This is a genomic window from Streptomyces sp. NPDC020747, assembly GCF_044334695.1.
In the GTDB taxonomy this organism is placed as follows: Bacteria; Actinomycetota; Actinomycetes; order Streptomycetales; family Streptomycetaceae; genus Streptomyces.
The window spans coordinates 597,867-614,034 of the sequence record NZ_JBIRTJ010000001.1; the positions used below are offsets into that span (position 1 = coordinate 597,867).

Below are 16,168 nucleotides of genomic sequence, written 5' to 3' on the forward strand. Positions count from 1 at the left end.
CCGCCGGCCGACCCCGCACCCCGTGTCCCGCGTTCCACTCGGAGTCCGCTGCTGCTACTGCCCCTTTGCCCCGAGCGAGAACAGCAGGTAGATGAAGGCGGCGAAGATGTGCCCGACCGCCACGTAGATGATGAGCCGCACCCACAGGGCGCGCGGGAACTTCTCCTCCATGTCCTTCATGACGTCTCTCCAGGGGTCGTCGGCCCGAGGCACAGGGTGGCCGTGGGGCTCTGCAGCAGGGTGTGTACGAAGAGGAGCTCGGCCCCGTCCCGGTCCGCGGCGGCGATCCGGTGCGGGGTCAGCGAGTCGAAGTGCGCGCTGTCACCGGGCGCGAGGACGTGCGTGGTGTCCCCGAGCCGCAGCCGCAGCCGTCCCTCAAGGACGTACAGCCACTCCTCGCCGGGGTGGACCCGCACGATGTCGCCCTGGGCCCCGTACGGGACGTGCACGCGCAGGGACTGCATGCCGCGTCCGGCCGCTCCGGCCTGCCAGTAGGTCCAGCCACCGGCCTGGGTGGGCTCCATGTCGGTGGCGCGCACGACGGCGTCCCGCTCGGCGACCGTCTCACCGAGCAGCTCGGAGACGGTCGTGCCGTAGACGCGGGCCAGCCCGAGCAGCATCGGCAGCGAGGGCTGGCGTTGTCCGGTCTCCAGACGGGACAGATGCGCGGCCGAGAGCCCGGCGGCACGGGCCGCGGACTCCAGGGTGAGGGAGGCACGGCGCCGCAGCGCACGCAGTTGCGGTGCGACCGCGGGCAGCTCATCGGCCGCCCCCGGCTCCTCCGACGCGGAAGGGCTCGTACCCTTGTCAGGGTTCATGTCCTCCATTGAGCCGGAGACTTGCCTCCGAGGCAAATCCCTTACCTCAGAGGCAAAAAGCCCGGCCGGCCCGCTGCGCCGAGGCCCGCCCGGCGGCAGAAGGCGCAGGCCCCCGGCCCTGACTGGCAGAGGGCACCTAGCGGTTGGCGACCGCCTGCTTCACCAGCGTCTTCCCGAAGTCCCACATCAGCCCGCCCCCGCTGTGCGCGTCGTCCATCACGGCGGTGAAGGCCTCCACGAACCGGTCGACGTCCCGCTCGCCGACGACCAGCGGCGGAATCAGCTTGATCACCTCCAGATGATCACCTGAGACCTGGGTGAGGATCCGGTGCCGTTGGAGCAGCGGCACGACCACCATCTGGGCGAACAGCCCCTTCCGCGCGGCCTGCAGCATCGTCCAACGGCTGCGCAGCTTCAGCGACTTGGGCCGCCCGAACTCGATGCCGATCATCAGCCCACGGCCACGGACGTCGCTCAACAGCTCGTACTTGTCGACGAGCGCCCCGAGCCGGGACTTCAACTGCTCCCCCGTGGCCCGGGCGTTGGCGACGATCTGCTCGTTCTCCATGACCGAAAGGACGGCGAGGCCCGCCGCCATGGCCTGCGCGTTGGCCCCGAAACTCGCGGAGTGCACGAGGACGCGGTCCATGGTCGAGTAGACCTTCTTGAAGATCCAGTCCTTGCCGAGGGTGGCCCCGACGGGCACGTACCCGCCGGACAGCGCCTTGGCCACGCACACCAGGTCCGGTTCGACGCCCTCCTCGTGCTGGTAGGCGTAGAAGTCCCCGGTCCGCCCGAGCCCCGTCTGCACCTCGTCCGCGATGAGCAGCGCCTTGTGCCTGCGCAGCAACTCCTGTGCGCCGCGCAGGTATCCGGGCGGCGACTCGTGAACGCCCTTGCCCTGGATCGGCTCGACGATCAGGGCGGCGACGTCGCCCTTCTTCAACTCCCTTGCCAGCGCGTCGAGATCGCCGAGCGGGACGGCCGTGTCGGGCAGCAGCGGGGCGAAGCCGTCCCGGAAGCCGTCCTCGCCGTTGACGGACAGGGATCCGGTGGTCAGACCGTGGAAGGCGTGGGTGCAGTACAGGACCCGCGGCTTCCCGGTCGCGTACCGGGCGAACTTCAGCGCCGTCTCGACGGCCTCCGTACCGCTGTTGCCGAAGAACACCCGGTCCAGATGCGGACTGTGCGTGAGCAGCTTCTCCGCCAGCAGCCCGGGCAGCGGCTGGCAGTCGAAGCGGGTGAGGTCGGCGAGCTGGGCGTCGAGGACGTCGTGCAGCGCCTTGCGGACGACGGGGTGATGTCGGCCCAGACCCATCACCCCGAACCCGGCCAGCATGTCCAGGTACTCGTTGCCGTCCGCGTCCCAGAAGTACGCGCCCTCGGCCCGCTCGTAGACCTTGTCGAAGCCGATGGTGTGCAGCATGCGCGGCAGCTGGTGGTTCAGATGCTTCGCGTGCAGCTCGTAGCGCTCGGCCCCGCGCTCGGCGAGCAGGCCTGCGAGGTCGAACTCCTGGGGCTTGCTGGTGGTCATTCCTGTTTCTCCTTGGACTCCTGCTCTTTGGACGCGTGCTCCTTGCCCGCCGGCTTCTTGGCAGTCTGCCTCTTCGCGGCGCGCTGCCTGGTGGGCTGCGCCCTTGAAGCACCTGCAGCGCCCTGGCCGACAACCCGCGCCTTCGAGACGCCCGTTGCGGAGGCCTTCCCCTCGGCGGCCTTCCCGTTCACGGCCCGCCCCTTGGAGGCTTGCCCCTCGGGTGCCTGCCTCTCGACCGCGGGTTCGGCCTCCGTGACCGTCGAGCGCGCCTCCCGAGTGGCCAGGCTCGCGCTGATCCGCCCCGCGATCTCGACCGGCGTGAGACCGATGTCGGCGAGCACCTCACCCCGTTTGGCGTGCGCGAGGAACTGCTCGGGGATCCCGAACCGCCGTACGGGCACGTCGACTTCGGCGTCCCCGAGTGCGAGCGCGACCGCCGAACCCACGCCGGCCGCGCGGCTGTTGTCCTCGACGACGGCCACCAGGCGGTGCTCGGCGGCGAGTCCGGGCAGCGCGGGATCGACGGGCTTGACCCAACGCGGGTCCACGACCGTGCAGTTGACGCCCCGCGCCTCCAGCAGTTCGGCAGCCTGGAGGCACACCGGAGCCATCACGCCGACGGCCACGAGGAGCACTTCGGGCCGCTCGCCTCGGTGCAGGACGTCCAGGCCGCCCACCCGGTCGACCGCCGGAACGACGGGCCCCACCGACTCCTTGGGGAACCGGATCAGGGTCGGGGCGTCGTCCACCGCGACCGCCTCGCGCAGCTGGGCGCACAGTTGGTCGGCGTCGCGCGGCGCGGCGATCCTGAGCCCCGGCACGACCTGGAGGATGGACATGTCCCACATGCCGTTGTGTGACGCTCCGTCAACTCCCGTGACCCCGGCGCGGTCCAGCACGAAGGTCACTCCGCAGCGATGCAGTGCGACGTCCATCAGCAGCTGGTCGAAGGCACGGTTCAGGAAGGTCGCGTACACCGCGACGACCGGATGCAGTCCGCCCGTCGCGAGCCCGGCCGCGGACACCGCGGCGTGCTGCTCGGCGATGCCGACGTCCCACACCCGGTCCGGGAACCTCGCCGCGAACTTCGCGAGTCCCACCGGGTGCAGCATGGCCGCCGTGATCGCCACGACGTCCTCCCGCGCCTCCCCGATCCGTACGATCTCGTCGCCGAACACCGAGGTCCAGGAAGGGCCGTTGGACGGCGCGAGGGGCTCGCAGGTCAGCGGGTCCATCACACCGACCGTGTGGAAGTGGTCCTCCTCGTTGGCGATCGCGGGCTCGTAGCCGCGCCCCTTCTCCGTCAGACAGTGGATGAGCACGGGCCCGTGGAAGCGCTTCGCGCGCCGCAGCGCCGACTCCACCGCGCCCACGTCGTGCCCGTCGATCGGGCCGACGTACTTCAGCCCCAGGTCCTCGAACATGCCCTGCGGCGCGAACGCGTCCTTGAACCCCTTCTTCGCGCCGTGCAGCGACTCGTAGAGGGTGCCGCCGACGACCGGCAGGCCCAGCAGCACGTCCTTGCCCCAGGCCAGGACCTTCTCGTAGCTGTCGGTGGTCCGCAGGGTCGCCAGATGGTTCGCGAGGCCGCCGATGGTCGGCGAGTACGAGCGCTCGTTGTCGTTGACCACGATGATCAGCGGCCGGTCCTTGGCGGCGGCGATGTTGTTCAGCGCCTCCCACGCCATGCCGCCGGTGAGGGCGCCGTCGCCGATGACCGCGACGACGTGCCCCTTCTCCCCCTGCACCTGGCGGGCCTTGGCGAGCCCGTCGGCCCAGCCGAGCGCGGTGGACGCGTGGCTGTTCTCGATGATGTCGTGCTCGGACTCCTCGCGCGACGGGTAGCCGGACAGGCCGCCCTTGCCGCGCAGCTTGGAGAAGTCCTGACGTCCCGTCAGTAGCTTGTGCACGTAGCTCTGATGGCCGGTGTCCCACAGAATGCGGTCGACCGGCGACTCGAAGACCCGGTGGAGCGCGATGGAGAGTTCCACCACGCCCAGGTTGGGTCCCAGATGACCACCGGTCCTGGCGACCGCGTGCACCAGGAACTCCCGGATCTCGTCGCCCAGTTGACCTATCTCCGCCTCGGACAGCGCCTTCAGGTCGCGTGGTCCCCGGATGCTCTCCAGAATCGTCACGCTCGGCCCCCTCTCGGTCCGTGCTGCAGCTAACTCGCGGTGACGGTGGGTTGCCCCGGCACCGTGACCTCCGGCTCGCCCGATGCGACGCCGTCCGCCTCCATCTGCTCGGCGATCTTCATCGCCTCGTCGATGAGGGTCTCCACGATCTTCGACTCGGGCACGGTCCTGATGACCTCGCCCTTGACGAAGATCTGGCCCTTGCCGTTGCCGGAGGCGACCCCCAGGTCCGCCTCCCTGGCCTCTCCCGGTCCGTTGACGACGCAGCCCATGACCGCGACGCGCAGCGGCACTTCCATGCCCTCCAGGCCTGCCGTGACCTCGTCGGCCAGCTTGTAGACGTCGACCTGGGCCCGCCCGCAGGAGGGACAGGACACGATCTCCAGCCGCCGCTGCCTGAGGTTCAGCGACTCCAGGATCTGGATGCCGACCTTGCACTCCTCGGCGGGCGGAGCGCTCAGGGAGACCCGGATGGTGTCCCCGATGCCCTCGGCGAGCAGCGCCCCGAAGGCCACCGCGGACTTGATGGTTCCCTGGAAGGCCGGGCCCGCCTCGGTGACGCCGAGGTGCAGCGGGTAGTCGCACTGGGCGGCCAGCTGCCGGTAGGCGTTGACCATCACGACCGGGTCGTTGTGCTTGACCGAGATCTTGATGTCCCGGAACCCGTGCTCCTCGAAGAGCGACGCCTCCCACAGCGCCGACTCGACGAGCGCCTCGGGCGTCGCCTTGCCGTACTTCTGGAGCAGCCGCCGGTCCAGCGAACCGGCGTTGACCCCGATCCGGATCGGGGTGCCGTGGTCCTTCGCGGCGCGCGCGATCTCCTTCACCTTGTCGTCGAACTGCTTGATGTTGCCCGGGTTCACGCGGACCGCCGCGCAGCCCGCCTCGATCGCGGCGAACACGTACTTCGGCTGGAAGTGGATGTCCGCGATCACCGGGATCTGCGACTTGCGCGCGATGGTCGCCAGCGCGTCCGCGTCGTCCTGTGTGGGACAGGCGACGCGGACGATCTGGCAGCCGGACGCGGTGAGTTCGGCGATCTGCTGCAGGGTGGCGCCGATGTCCGACGTACGCGTCGTCGTCATCGACTGGACGGACACGGGTGCCCCGCCCCCGACCGCCACCGGTCCGACCTGGATCCGCCGCGACACACGGCGCTCCGCGATCGGCCGGACCGGTACCTCGGGGAGGCCCAAGGAGATGGCGGTCATGACGTCACCCGCGGTTTCCGGAGACGGTGTCGCGGGCGGCCCGCAGGGATTCCTTGAGGGAGCCCATGGTGGCCAGGACCGCGGTCGGCTCGTAGCCGCAGTGCGCCATGCAGTTGGCGCAGCGAGGATCCTTGCCGCGGCCGTAGGAGTCCCAGTCGGTGTCCTCGATGAGTTCCCGGTACGTGGTGACGTATCCGTCGCTCATCAGGTAGCAGGGTTTCTGCCAGCCGAAGAGCGAGTAGTTGGGGATCGCCCACGCCGTGCACGGGAAGTCGACCTTGCCCTCCAGGAAGTCCAGGAAGAGCGGGGAGTGGTTGAGCCGCCACTTCTTGCGGTTGCCGCCCGCGAAGGCCTTCTTGAACAGTTCGCGGGTCTGCTCCACGCCCAGGAAGTGCTCCTGGTCGGGTGCCTTCTCGTAGGCGTACGCGGGCGAGATCATCATCTCGTCCACGTGCAGGTCGTCATTGAGGAAGTTGAGGACCTCGATGATCGTCTGCGGGGTGTCGGTGTTGAAGAAGGTCGAGTTGGTGGTGACCCGGAAGCCGCGCTTCTTGGCCTCCTTGATGGCCGCCACGGCCTCGTCGAACACTCCCTCCTTCGCGACGGACTCGTCGTGCCGCTCACGCAGGCCGTCGATGTGCACGGCGAAGGCGAAGTACGGCGAGGGCGTGAACTTGTCCATCTTCTTGCGCATCAGCATGGCGTTGGTGCACAGGAAGACGTACTTCTTCCTGGCCACCAGCTGCCGCACGATCTCGTCGATCTTCGGGTGCATCAGGGGCTCGCCGCCGGCGATGGACACCATCGGCGCCCCGGACTCCAGCACCGCCCCGACGGCCTGGGCCACCGGCATGCGCTGCTTGAGCACTCCTGCCGGGTGCTGGATCTTGCCGCAGCCCTCGCACGCCAGATTGCAGGCGTAGAGCGGCTCAAGCTCGACGATCAGCGGGAACTTGTCCCGCTTGCGCAGTTTCTGTTCGAAGAGATACGTCGCGACCTTGATGGTCTGGCGGAGCGGCATGGCCATCTGGCTCACCTCCTGGGGAGCAGCAAAGAACGGTGCCATTCGAAGAAAGCTGGAAGAACGGCACGAAGAACGCGGAAGGCTGATATTCCACCGCGCACCGTGCCGATCCGGACGAGTTCATGTTCTGGAGCGTCCACGACCACCCGGACGGCCGCAACCGGGCGCATGCCCGCGCGGACGGCGCTGTGGAGCGTGGCCGCCGACTCCATGTCGACCGCGATCGCGCCGGTCGCGAGCAGTTCCGACCGTTCCTGACCGCGGACGACGTGATCGGAGCCGGTGAGCGGCCCCGTGTGGACGGTTCGCCCGGGCAGGGCGCGCGCCAGTTCCTTGACGAGCAGGTCGGTGCCCACGCACGGCGTGGTGCCGCGCGGGTCCCTGGTCTCGTCGGCGACGACCAGGTCTCCCGGGTGCATGCCGGGGGCAAGCCCGGCACAGAAGCCCGTGGCCAGGACGGCCGCCCCGCTCAGCGCGGGGCCGGCCAGGGCCCGGGTGACCGCCCGTTCGGCGGCCGTCGGCCCCATGCCCGTACGCAGCACGGTGACCGGGCCGTCGGCGCTGCCCCGGTCGCCGCCGGTGCGCAGGGCCAGCTGCTCGATGCCGAGCGCGCAGGCGATCAGCAGCGGGGCGGCGCCCGGTGTCGTGCTCATCAGCTCGCCCTGCCGAAGGAGCCCCGCCGGTCGGCGAACGGTTCGCCGTTGACGTACCGGCCGAGCGCGGTGAGCGGGAAGACCTGCCGGTAGAGGTGGTAGTTGATCGAGAAGTCCCACGGGAACCCCGTACCGGTGAAGTACGGCTCGTCCCAGGAGCCGTCCGCCAGCTGGGTCTCCGCGAGCCAGGCGACACCGCGCTCGGCGGCCTTGGAGTCGCGCTCCCCGGCCGCGAGCAGCGCCAGCAGCGCCCACCCGGTCTGGGAGGCGGTCGAGGCGCCGCGCCCGCTCCACTCGGCGACGTCGTGGTAGGAGCGCAGGTCCTCGCCCCAGCCGCCGTCGTCGTTCTGTACGGTCTCCAGCCACGCCACGGCCCGGCGGATCGCGGGATGCGATCCGGGCAGTCCGGCGGCGACCAGCGCGGGCACCACCGACCCGGTTCCGTATACGTAGTTGACGCCCCAGCGGCCGAACCAGGAGCCGTTCGCCTCCTGTTCGGCGAGCAGCCACTCGATGCCGCGGCGGGTGCGCGGGTCGTGGGAGAGTCCCTCGACGGCGAGCATCTCCACGACGTGCGCGGTGACGTCGGCGGACGGCGGGTCGATGACCTCGCCGAAGTCGCAGAACGGCAGCCGGTTGGGGAAGGGGCTGGTGTTGTCGACGTCGAAGGCGCCCCACGCGCCGTTCCTCGACTGCATGCCGAGATTCCAGCGCACCCCGCGTCCGATGGCCTTGTCGACGCGCTCCGGGTCGTGGTGTCTGACGCGGCGCAGCGCGAGGACGACCTCGGCGGTGTCGTCGATGTCGGGGTAGTTGTCGTTGTGGAACTCGAACGCCCAGCCGCCCGGCGGCAGATGGGGCCGCTTGACCGCCCAGTCCCCCGGGCGGACGATCTCCTCTCCGAGCATCCAGTCTGCGGCCTTGACCAGCTGCGGATGGTCGGCGGGCACGCCCGCGTCGGCGAGCGCGATGGTCGCGAGGCAGGTGTCCCACACCGGCGACTGGCAGGCCTCGATCATCCGGGCCCCGTCCTCGCGCCAGACGGTGAATCGGTCGAGGGACGCCAACCCCTCGCGCATCACCGGGTGTTCGAGGTCGTAGCCCAGCAGGTGCAGCGCGATGATCGAGTACACGGCGGGCGGCTGGATGCCTCCCCAGCAGCCGTCGTTCTCCTGCCGTTCGATGATCCAGCGGGCGGCGGTGTTCATCGCGGCCCTGCGGAGCCGGCGCGGCGCGACCTTGCGGTAGGTGTGCAGGGCCTTGTCGAGCCGCTGGAAGACCCCGTCCCAACTCCCCACAGGGGCAAGGGGCTTGACCGGGTTCGGGTTGCTCGCGTCGGTGTGCAGCTCGTCGAGCGGGAACGGCGCGGGCCGTACCGGACGCTTCCCCGAGACGACGGTGAGCGGCACGATGGTCTGCCGCGCCCAGCACCCGAAGTCGTAGATGTTGAGCGGCACCCACTTGGGGAAGTAGATGAGTTCCGGCGGGAGTTCGGGCAGGTCGTCCCACTTCCACCAGCCGAACAGGGCGAGCCAGATCCGGGTGAAGACCCGGGCCGAGGCGATGCCGCCCCGCTCGCGGATCCACGCGGACGCCCTCGCCATGTGCGGCTCGTCCGGCGCGTCACCGGCCAGCCGCAGGGCGACGTACGCCTCGATGGTGGTGGAGAGTTCGCCGGGTCCGCCGTAGAAGCTGGCCCAGGTGCCGTCCGCGCGCTGTTCGCCGCGGATGAAGAGGCCGGCGGCGCTGGTGGTCGCGTCGTCGCGGATGCCCAGGAACTGGCGGAGCAGCAGGTCTTCGGCGTCCATCGTGACGTTGGTCTCGAGGTCGCCCTTCCACCAGCCCTCGGCGTCCTGCGTGGAGAGCAGGAAGTCGGTGGCGCGCAGTATCGCGCGCTCGGCGGCGTCTCGGGGGTCGACTGTCCCGGCCGTCTCGGGAGTCGTGACTTCTGTGGTTTCGCTGGCCGCGGCTGCCCGGGGCGGCAGGGCCCCGGTGCTTCCGTCGGTCGTCGCTGTCATGGCTTCCCCTTCGTGCAGTGGCATGTCTCTGCTTTGGGTCCGCCGTCGGCCGGTGCTCGTTCTCCCGCGGCACCGGCCGGCGACTACGCGAGGCTTATTCGACCGATAGTGATCATCTCTTTCGTACGACGACGAAGTCGGCGAGCTCCACGAACTGGGCCCGCACGTGGTCGGGCATGAGGATCGTGTCGAGTGCCTCGATGGCGATGGTGTGCTGGCGGCGTGCCTCCTGGGCGGTCCACTCGCGGCCGCCCGCCTCCTCGATGAGCGCGGCACGTACGGCGAACTCCTCCTCGGAGAAGTTCTCGAAGTCGCTGCTCTTGGCGTCCTCGGCGAGCAGTTCGCCGAGGCGGTCGGAGGCCGGGCCGCCCGCCGCGAGCGCGGCCACGACCGGCAGGGACTTCTTGCGCTGGCGCAGGTCGCTCCAGGTCTGCTTGCCGGTGGCCACCGGGTCGCCCCAGATGCCGAGCAGGTCGTCGACGGCCTGGAAGGCGAGGCCGAGGTGGTAGCCGTACTTCTCCAGCGTGTCGGCGGTGATGTCGTCGGCGCCGCCGAGGACCGCGCCGATGGAGCAGGCGCAGGCGAGCAGGGCGCCCGTCTTGTTGCCCTCCATCTCCAGGCACTCCTCGACGCTGACCCGGTCGCGGTGCTCGTAGGAGATGTCCTGCGCCTGGCCGTCGATCAGGGCGCGGGTGGCGGTGGTCAGCCGACGTGTGGCCCGGCCCGCCTCGGCCGTGCCGAGCTCCAGGAGCAGCTCGTTGGCCAGGGCGAACAGGGCGTCGCCGACGAGGATGGCCTGGGCGGGGCCGTGCACCTTCCAGACGGTGTCACGGTGGCGGCGCTGCTCGTCGCCGTCCATCAGGTCGTCGTGCAGGAGCGAGAAGTTGTGCACCAGTTCAACGGCGACCGCGCCCGGCACACCCACCTCTGGGGCCGCTCCGGCGGCCTCGGCGGACATGACGGCGAGGGCGGGACGTACGGCTTTGCCGCCGTCTCCCTCGGCGGGGTTGCCCTCGGCGTCGATCCAGCCGAAGTGGTAGGCGGCGACGGTGTCCATGGGAGGGGCGAGGCGGTTGATGGCCGCCCTCAGTACCGGAGTGGCCAGGGTCCGGCCGCGCTCCAGGAGCGCGGTCACGTCCACCGCGTCGGCAGCCGTCGATGCCGGGGGCACAGTGGGCACAGTCTCTCCTCTTGTGGTGATACGGGGGGTGCGGGGGCCCGCCTCGCTCAGTTCGAGCGTCACGCCGCCTCCTCGAAGAGCTCGAAGAGGTGGTCGCGGGGCCGGCCCAGGGCGCTCAGCGCGGCGTCCGCCGCGCTCACGCCACTGCGGACCGCACTCTCCATGGTCGCGGGCCACCCTGTGGCGGTCCACGCGCCGGCCAGGTACAGGCCGGGTGCCTTGGTGCGGGCGCCGGGCCGCAGCCGCCCGACGCCGGGGGTCGGGGCGAACGTCGCCGTACGCTCCCTGGTCACGAAGAAGTCCCTGACCTCGGCGCCGCGGGTGCCGGGCAGCAGCCGCTCCAGCTCCGGCAGGTACCGCTCGCGCAGTGCCGAGACGGGTTCGTCGATCTCGTCATGGGCGGCCGACTGCGACAGCGCGAGGTACTGGCCGTGCGGGAGCCCGGAGGCCTCGGTCCGGTCGAAGACCCACTGCACCGGTGAGCCGAGGGCGGCGAAGAACGGCCGGCTGAGCACCTTGCGGTCGTACACGACGTGGATGTTGAGGATCGGCGCCGTACCGATGCCGAGGAGCTGTTCGGGGGCGTCGAGGGCGCCATCGGGCAGCAGATCGTGGGTTTCGCGCTGCGGTACGGCGAGTACGACCGCGTCGGCGTCGAGCGTCTCGCCGGGAACCTGAACGCTCCAACGCCCGTTCCCGTGTTGGGAGATGGAGGTGACCCGTGTCCGGAGTTCGGTACGGACGCCCGCGGAGTCGAGCGCCTTGCGGGCCAGCCGGTCGTGCAGTTCACCCAGCGGGACGCGAGCCCAGCCGATGTCGGCCGCGCCCGGATCGGACAGCAGACCGGTCTTGAACACCATCGCGGCGAGGGCGAGCGACGCGTCGCCTGCCACCGCGTTGAGGGTGGCGACCCCCACCAGGTCCCACAGTGCCTCGATGGCACGCTCCGACTGACCGTGCGCGGCCAGCCAGGTGCCGAAGTTCTGCGCGTCGAGCGCCGGATCCGCGAGGTCGAGGCCCTTGAGGGCCAGCGCGGCACGTCCAACTTTGGCGCGCTCGGCGAGCGACAGATGAGGGTAGGTCGCGAGGCTTTTCGCCAGATGCAGTGGTACGGGCAGCGCCGTGCGGCCGATTCTGCCGAGTCTGCGCCCGGGTTTCGCCTCGGCGTCGAGAACGGGCACGTCGAGACGATCCTGCAAGGGAGCCAGCTCGGCTCCGTCGACACGGTCGAGGAACCAGCGGTACGCGGTGCAGCAGCGCAGATACACGTGCTGGCCGTTGTCCACGGTGAGGGCGCCGCGCTGGAAGGAGAAGGCCAGCCCACCGAGGCGCGGCCTGCCCTCCACCAGCGTCACGCGCACTCCGGAGTCGGCGAGCGCGAGCGCGGTGGTGATTCCGGCGAGCCCCCCGCCGACCACCACGGCCGTCGCCGGGCGGCTCCGCGGATCCGCGTCGAGCTCCTCGTCCTGCGTCGTGTCGTTCATCGTGCACCTTCCCCCGCGACCTGGCCGTGCTGATCGAACTGTGCACGGTCGGCCGTTGAAGTCAGGGACGCGCTCCCCGACCGGAGGGTTGCGCGCCGTTTCCCTGGACTTGCGTCATCTTGGCCCAAAGTGTCCATCAAGCGCGCCTCCTGATGGTTCGACGCGAGACGTGCCGGGCGTCGAGGCCGGAAAGGCCCCGCACGGCGACGTACGCCTTCTCGCGGCCGGGCAGTGAGACACGGCCGCGCAGGACGGCCTCCGGCTCGCGCTCGATGCGGTCGAGGAGGCGGCGGTAGATGCCGGCCATGGCGGCGACGCAGGCGCCGCTGCGGCGGTCCAGCATGGGCAGCAGCCGGTAGCCCTCCGCGAAAAGCGCGCGGGCCCGTCGCACTTCGAAGTGGACGAGGCCCGCGAAGTCGGAACCGGCCGGTGGATACTCTCCGTCGAAGCCGGCCGAGCAGCCGAATTTCGCCAGGTCGTCCGCGGGCAGATAGGTCCGCCCGTCCTCGGCGTCCTCGCGAACGTCCCTGAGGATGTTGGTGAGTTGCAGCGCGAGCCCGAGCGTGTCGGCGTACTCGGGCGCCCGCTCGGCGCCGCGCGCCCCCGGTTCCGTGCCGAACACGCCGAGCGAGAGCCGGCCGATGGCCCCTGCCACGCAGCGGCAGTAGACCTTGAGGTCGTCCCAGGTCTCGTAGGTCTCGCCGCGGACGTCCATGAGGACGCCGTCGATCAACTCGTCGAGGCCGTCGAGCGGGACCGGGAAGTGGTCCGCCGTGTGGCTGAGGGCGACCGCGACCGGGTCGGTGTCGTCCTCGTCCACGGAGCGGTCGCGGACCCGGGCGAGCAGCGCCCGGGTGTCTTCGAGGCGCGCGGCCTTGACGTCGGGAGCGAGCGTGCCGTCCCCGATGTCGTCGACACGGCGCGAGAACGCGTACAGCGCCGACATGGCGCGACGCTTGGGCGTCGGCAGCAGTCTGATGCCGTACGCGAAATTGCGGGCCTGCTGCCCGGTGATCGCCTCGCAGTAGCTGTATGCGGCGAGTACCGGTGCGGACATGTGCGGCGGAGCCTCCACGGTCCGGATCACCCCTCTCCTCGCAGAGTCACTCCCACCTCGCGCAGCAACTGGATCTTGCCGGGCTTGGGTGGGCCGGGAAGTACGTCGAATTCGGCGGCGGCAATCGCACGGATTGCCGCCCTTCCTCCTGCAACGAAGCCCGCGAGCAGCAGCCTCAGCCTGCCGTGGACGCTACCCACGAGGGGGGTGCCTTCATTCAGGAGGTTCCGGGCGCGTTCTGCTTCGTATGCAACCAGTGCGCGCACCGATGCGCCTGCCGTGGCCGCGGCGAGATCCGCCTCCTGGACGTGAAAGCGCTTCATGTCCTCGGCGGGCAGATAGACACGGTCGCGACCGAGATCCTCGGCCACGTCCTGGAGGTGCTCGACGATCTGCAGTGCCGTGCAGACGGCGTCGGAGCGGCGGACCCGCTCGGGGGTCGAGGTGCCGGTGACCGAGAGGACCAGACGGCCGACCGGGTTCGCGGACAGTTCGCAGTAGGCGACGAGATCGTCGTAGGTCTCGTACCCCTTGACGAGCTGGTCCTGGCGGTTCGCCGCGATCAGGCCGAGGAAGGGCTCGGGGGCCAGCCCGGCGCGGCGGACCGTCGGCTGGAGGCGGCGCAGGAGCGGGTGGCGCGGCGTCGCGTCGAACACCCTGTGAAGGTCGGCCTCGAAGGCATCGAGGAGGAGCAGCCGGTCCTCGGCCTCCTCGGGGGACACGCCCAGGAGGCGGGCATCGGCGCCGCCGGGGGCCAGATCGCCGTCGCCGATGTCGTCGACCAGGCGGGCGAAGCCGTACACGGCCATGAGGTCGGCCCGCCAGGCCCTGGGCAGGAAGAACGGTGCCACGGGGAAGTTCTCGTCCGCGGCCTTGTCCAGGGTGCTGCGCTCCGGGTCACCGGCGCGCGCCGTCCCGGCTGGCGTCACCGCTCACTGCCTGGGCCGGGAACGGCACCCGCGCAGACGGCACACGCACAGCTGAGCTGGAGAGTTTCCGTAGCCATCGCCGTCACATCTCCCGTTCTACACTGCCGACCCAATACAGACTATTTCGGACACGCCGCCCGGTCGTCCGCGCAGCAGACCCTATGCCGGGTGTCGCGCATTATCGCCCTACTTGCCGCGAATCAGCACCGGTACAGCTTACGTTGTACAACCCGGCATGCCTCGTCGGGGTGTCCCGCACATCACAACAACACACCGATTGGCGTCAAGATTCCTAAGGACGCCCAGAGTTGGCGTTTCCTTTGCAGACGCAGGGCCCCGCCGGAACGTTCCGACGGGGCCCTGAGCGATTCGGGCTACTTGCCCGTGAACTTCTCGTACTCCTTGATGACCTCGTCGGTCGGGCCGTCCAGGCGCAGCTCGCCGCGCTCCAGCCACAGGACGCGGTCGCACGTGTCACGGATCGACTTGTTGTTGTGGCTGACGAGGAAGACCGTCCCCGCGCTCTTGCGCAGCTCGCGGATGCGGGCCTCGGAGCGCTTCTGGAAGGAGCGGTCGCCGGTCGCCAGGGCCTCGTCGATCATCAGGACGTCGTGGTCCTTGGCCGCCGCGATGGAGAAACGAAGCCGGGCGGCCATGCCGGAGGAGTAGGTGCGCATCGGCAGGGTGATGAAGTCGCCCTTCTCGTTGATGCCCGAGAAGTCGACGATGTCCTCGTAACGCTCCCGGACCTGCTCGCGCGACATACCCATGGCGAGCCCGCCGAGGATGACGTTCCGCTCGCCCGTCAGGTCGTTCATCAGGGCCGCGTTGACGCCGAGGAGCGAGGGCTGGCCGTCGGTGTAGACGTGGCCCCTCTCGGCGGGGAGCAGTCCCGCGATGGCCCGCAGCAGGGTGGACTTGCCGGAGCCGTTGGAGCCGATCAGGCCGATGGCCTCGCCTCGGTAGGCCTTGAAGGAGACACCCCGGACGGCGTGCACCTTGCGGACGCCGCGCTCCTCGCCGCGCTTGATTATGCGGCTGAGGGCCGCGGTCGCGCTGCCCTTGCCGGTCTTGGCGCCGTTGACCCGGTAGACGATGTGCAACTCGTCCGCGATGACGGTGGGGATCAGGGCCCCGGTGTTTTCCTCAGCCACGGCCGTAGCGCTCCTCAGCCTTCCAGAAGTACACGAATCCGCCGACGGCGACGAGGAGGGCCCAGCCGGCCGAGACCGCCCACACGTGCGGGGGCAGGTTCTCGGTGCCGTAGCCGTCGATCAGCGCGAAGCGCATCAGGTCCATATAGATGGCGGCCGGGTTCCACTGGAGGATGTCGGCGATCCACGCGGGGTGCTTCTCCAGCATCACGGGGATCGAGAACATCACGCCGGACGCGTACATCCACGTACGCATCACGAACGGCATGAGCTGCGCGAGGTCCGGGGTCTTGGAGCCCATCCGGGCCATGATCATCGCGAGGCCGGTGTTGAAGAGGAACTGCAGTGCGAGGATCGGGACGATCAGGAGCCAGGAAAGGCCCGGGTAGCTGCCGAAGCCGACCGCCACGACGAACAGCACGATCATCGAGAACAGCAGTTGCTGGAGCTGCTGCAGCGAGAACGAGATCGGCAGCGAGGCGCGCGGGAAGTGCAGCGCCCTGACCAGGCCGAGGTTCCCGGAGATCGCGCGGACGCCCGCCATCACCGAGCTCTGGGTGAAGGTGAAGACGAAGACGCCCGTCACCAGGAACGGGATGTAGACCTCCTGCTCCATGCCTCGGTCGGCGCCCAGGATCAGGCCGAAGATCAGGAAGTACACGAGTGCGTTCAGCAGCGGTGTGGCCACCTGCCAGAGCTGGCCGAGCTTGGCCTGGCTGTACTGGGCGGTCAGCTTCGCCTGCGAGAAGGCAAGGATGAAGTGACGCCGTCCCCAGAGCTGGCGGACGTACTCGACGAGTCCGGGCCGGGCGCCGCTGACGGCGAGCCCGTACTTGGCGGCGAGGTCCGCCGCGGAGAGCCCTTCATCGGGCGACGGAGGGGCGCTCACCGCGACACCACCGTCATGCGTTGTCTCACTCACAAGTGGAAACTTTCGTCCTCAAGATACGCAGCCTGGTCGGGCGTAG

Annotated in this window: 14 protein-coding genes and 1 pseudogene; all 15 read right to left on the reverse strand. The window is 69.9% G+C overall.

Annotated features, from left to right (window positions below; all coding sequences use genetic code 11):
- Positions 1 to 54: 54 nt before the first annotated feature.
- The 15 genes and pseudogenes from ACH4YP_RS02445 to ACH4YP_RS02515 all read right to left on the reverse strand — a co-directional run bounded on the left by ACH4YP_RS02445 (position 55) and on the right by ACH4YP_RS02515 (position 16,122).
- A complete protein-coding gene (locus ACH4YP_RS02445; RefSeq protein WP_361057204.1) occupies positions 55 to 180 on the reverse strand; it encodes a DUF6126 family protein in 126 nt (41 codons plus the stop codon).
- A complete protein-coding gene (locus tag ACH4YP_RS02450) occupies positions 177 to 818 on the reverse strand; it encodes an XRE family transcriptional regulator (protein WP_361057201.1) in 642 nt (213 codons plus the stop codon). The genes ACH4YP_RS02445 and ACH4YP_RS02450 overlap by 4 nt, the downstream gene beginning before the upstream one ends.
- A gap of 136 nt (positions 819 to 954) precedes the next feature.
- The gene (locus ACH4YP_RS02455) at positions 955 to 2,352 is read right to left on the reverse strand and encodes an aspartate aminotransferase family protein (protein WP_398488960.1); all 1,398 of its coding nucleotides are present in this window, start codon (positions 2,350 to 2,352) and stop codon (positions 955 to 957) included.
- Between the two features lie 260 nt (positions 2,353 to 2,612).
- Positions 2,613 to 4,490: pseudogene (gene dxs, locus ACH4YP_RS02460) on the reverse strand (1-deoxy-D-xylulose-5-phosphate synthase); the annotation flags it as partial.
- Positions 4,491 to 4,519: 29 nt separating this feature from the next.
- A complete protein-coding gene (gene ispG, locus ACH4YP_RS02465) occupies positions 4,520 to 5,701 on the reverse strand; it encodes a flavodoxin-dependent (E)-4-hydroxy-3-methylbut-2-enyl-diphosphate synthase (RefSeq protein ID WP_361057196.1) in 1,182 nt (393 codons plus the stop codon).
- Between the two features lie 4 nt (positions 5,702 to 5,705).
- Positions 5,706 to 6,728 (reverse strand): adenosyl-hopene transferase HpnH, encoded by a 1,023-nt coding sequence (gene hpnH / locus ACH4YP_RS02470; RefSeq protein WP_361057193.1) that lies wholly within the window; start codon positions 6,726 to 6,728, stop codon positions 5,706 to 5,708.
- A 5-nt stretch (positions 6,729 to 6,733) separates the two neighbouring features.
- A complete protein-coding gene (locus ACH4YP_RS02475; RefSeq protein WP_398488962.1) occupies positions 6,734 to 7,378 on the reverse strand; it encodes a 1-hydroxy-2-methyl-2-butenyl 4-diphosphate reductase in 645 nt (214 codons plus the stop codon).
- Positions 7,378 to 9,396, reverse strand: a complete 2,019-nt coding sequence (shc, locus tag ACH4YP_RS02480) for a squalene--hopene cyclase (RefSeq protein ID WP_398488963.1) — start codon at positions 9,394 to 9,396, stop codon at positions 7,378 to 7,380. The genes ACH4YP_RS02475 and shc overlap by 1 nt, the downstream gene beginning before the upstream one ends.
- A gap of 112 nt (positions 9,397 to 9,508) precedes the next feature.
- Complete coding sequence (locus ACH4YP_RS02485) at positions 9,509 to 10,639, reverse strand: polyprenyl synthetase family protein (RefSeq protein ID WP_398488965.1); 1,131 nt, start codon at positions 10,637 to 10,639, stop codon at positions 9,509 to 9,511.
- Positions 10,636 to 12,060, reverse strand: coding sequence for a hydroxysqualene dehydroxylase HpnE (hpnE, locus tag ACH4YP_RS02490; RefSeq protein WP_398488966.1), 1,425 nt, complete (start codon positions 12,058 to 12,060; stop codon positions 10,636 to 10,638). Before hpnE ends, ACH4YP_RS02485 begins: the two co-directional genes overlap by 4 nt.
- Complete coding sequence (locus ACH4YP_RS02495) at positions 12,057 to 12,197, reverse strand: DUF6380 family protein (RefSeq protein ID WP_361057179.1); 141 nt, start codon at positions 12,195 to 12,197, stop codon at positions 12,057 to 12,059. Before ACH4YP_RS02495 ends, hpnE begins: the two co-directional genes overlap by 4 nt.
- Positions 12,197 to 13,117 carry a presqualene diphosphate synthase HpnD gene (hpnD, locus tag ACH4YP_RS02500; RefSeq protein ID WP_398488967.1) on the reverse strand — a complete coding sequence of 307 codons (921 nt, stop codon included), beginning with the start codon at positions 13,115 to 13,117 and terminating at the stop codon, positions 12,197 to 12,199. Before hpnD ends, ACH4YP_RS02495 begins: the two co-directional genes overlap by 1 nt.
- A 26-nt stretch (positions 13,118 to 13,143) precedes the next feature.
- Positions 13,144 to 14,046, reverse strand: a complete 903-nt coding sequence (gene hpnC, locus ACH4YP_RS02505; RefSeq protein WP_398488968.1) for a squalene synthase HpnC — start codon at positions 14,044 to 14,046, stop codon at positions 13,144 to 13,146.
- Positions 14,047 to 14,420: 374 nt separating this feature from the next.
- Positions 14,421 to 15,200 (reverse strand): ABC transporter ATP-binding protein, encoded by a 780-nt coding sequence (locus ACH4YP_RS02510; protein WP_361057171.1) that lies wholly within the window; start codon positions 15,198 to 15,200, stop codon positions 14,421 to 14,423.
- A complete protein-coding gene (locus ACH4YP_RS02515; RefSeq protein WP_361057169.1) occupies positions 15,193 to 16,122 on the reverse strand; it encodes an ABC transporter permease in 930 nt (309 codons plus the stop codon). The genes ACH4YP_RS02510 and ACH4YP_RS02515 overlap by 8 nt, the downstream gene beginning before the upstream one ends.
- Positions 16,123 to 16,168: the final 46 nt, after the last annotated feature.

Excerpts from the sequence above, each read along its gene's own strand:
- ACH4YP_RS02445 (WP_361057204.1), bottom strand. The coding sequence starts at position 180 with ATGAAGGACATGGAGGAGAAGTTCCCGCGCGCCCTGTGGGTGCGGCTC.
- ACH4YP_RS02450 (WP_361057201.1), bottom strand. The coding sequence starts at position 818 with ATGAACCCTGACAAGGGTACGAGCCCTTCCGCGTCGGAGGAGCCGGGG.
- ACH4YP_RS02455 (WP_398488960.1), bottom strand. The coding sequence starts at position 2,352 with ATGACCACCAGCAAGCCCCAGGAGTTCGACCTCGCAGGCCTGCTCGCC.
- ispG (WP_361057196.1), bottom strand. The coding sequence starts at position 5,701 with ATGACCGCCATCTCCTTGGGCCTCCCCGAGGTACCGGTCCGGCCGATC.
- hpnH (WP_361057193.1), bottom strand. The coding sequence starts at position 6,728 with ATGGCCATGCCGCTCCGCCAGACCATCAAGGTCGCGACGTATCTCTTC.
- ACH4YP_RS02475 (WP_398488962.1), bottom strand. The coding sequence starts at position 7,378 with ATGAGCACGACACCGGGCGCCGCCCCGCTGCTGATCGCCTGCGCGCTC.
- shc (WP_398488963.1), bottom strand. The coding sequence starts at position 9,396 with ATGACAGCGACGACCGACGGAAGCACCGGGGCCCTGCCGCCCCGGGCA.
- hpnE (WP_398488966.1), bottom strand. The coding sequence starts at position 12,060 with ATGAACGACACGACGCAGGACGAGGAGCTCGACGCGGATCCGCGGAGC.
- ACH4YP_RS02495 (WP_361057179.1), bottom strand. The coding sequence starts at position 12,197 with ATGGACACTTTGGGCCAAGATGACGCAAGTCCAGGGAAACGGCGCGCA.
- hpnD (WP_398488967.1), bottom strand. The coding sequence starts at position 13,117 with ATGTCCGCACCGGTACTCGCCGCATACAGCTACTGCGAGGCGATCACC.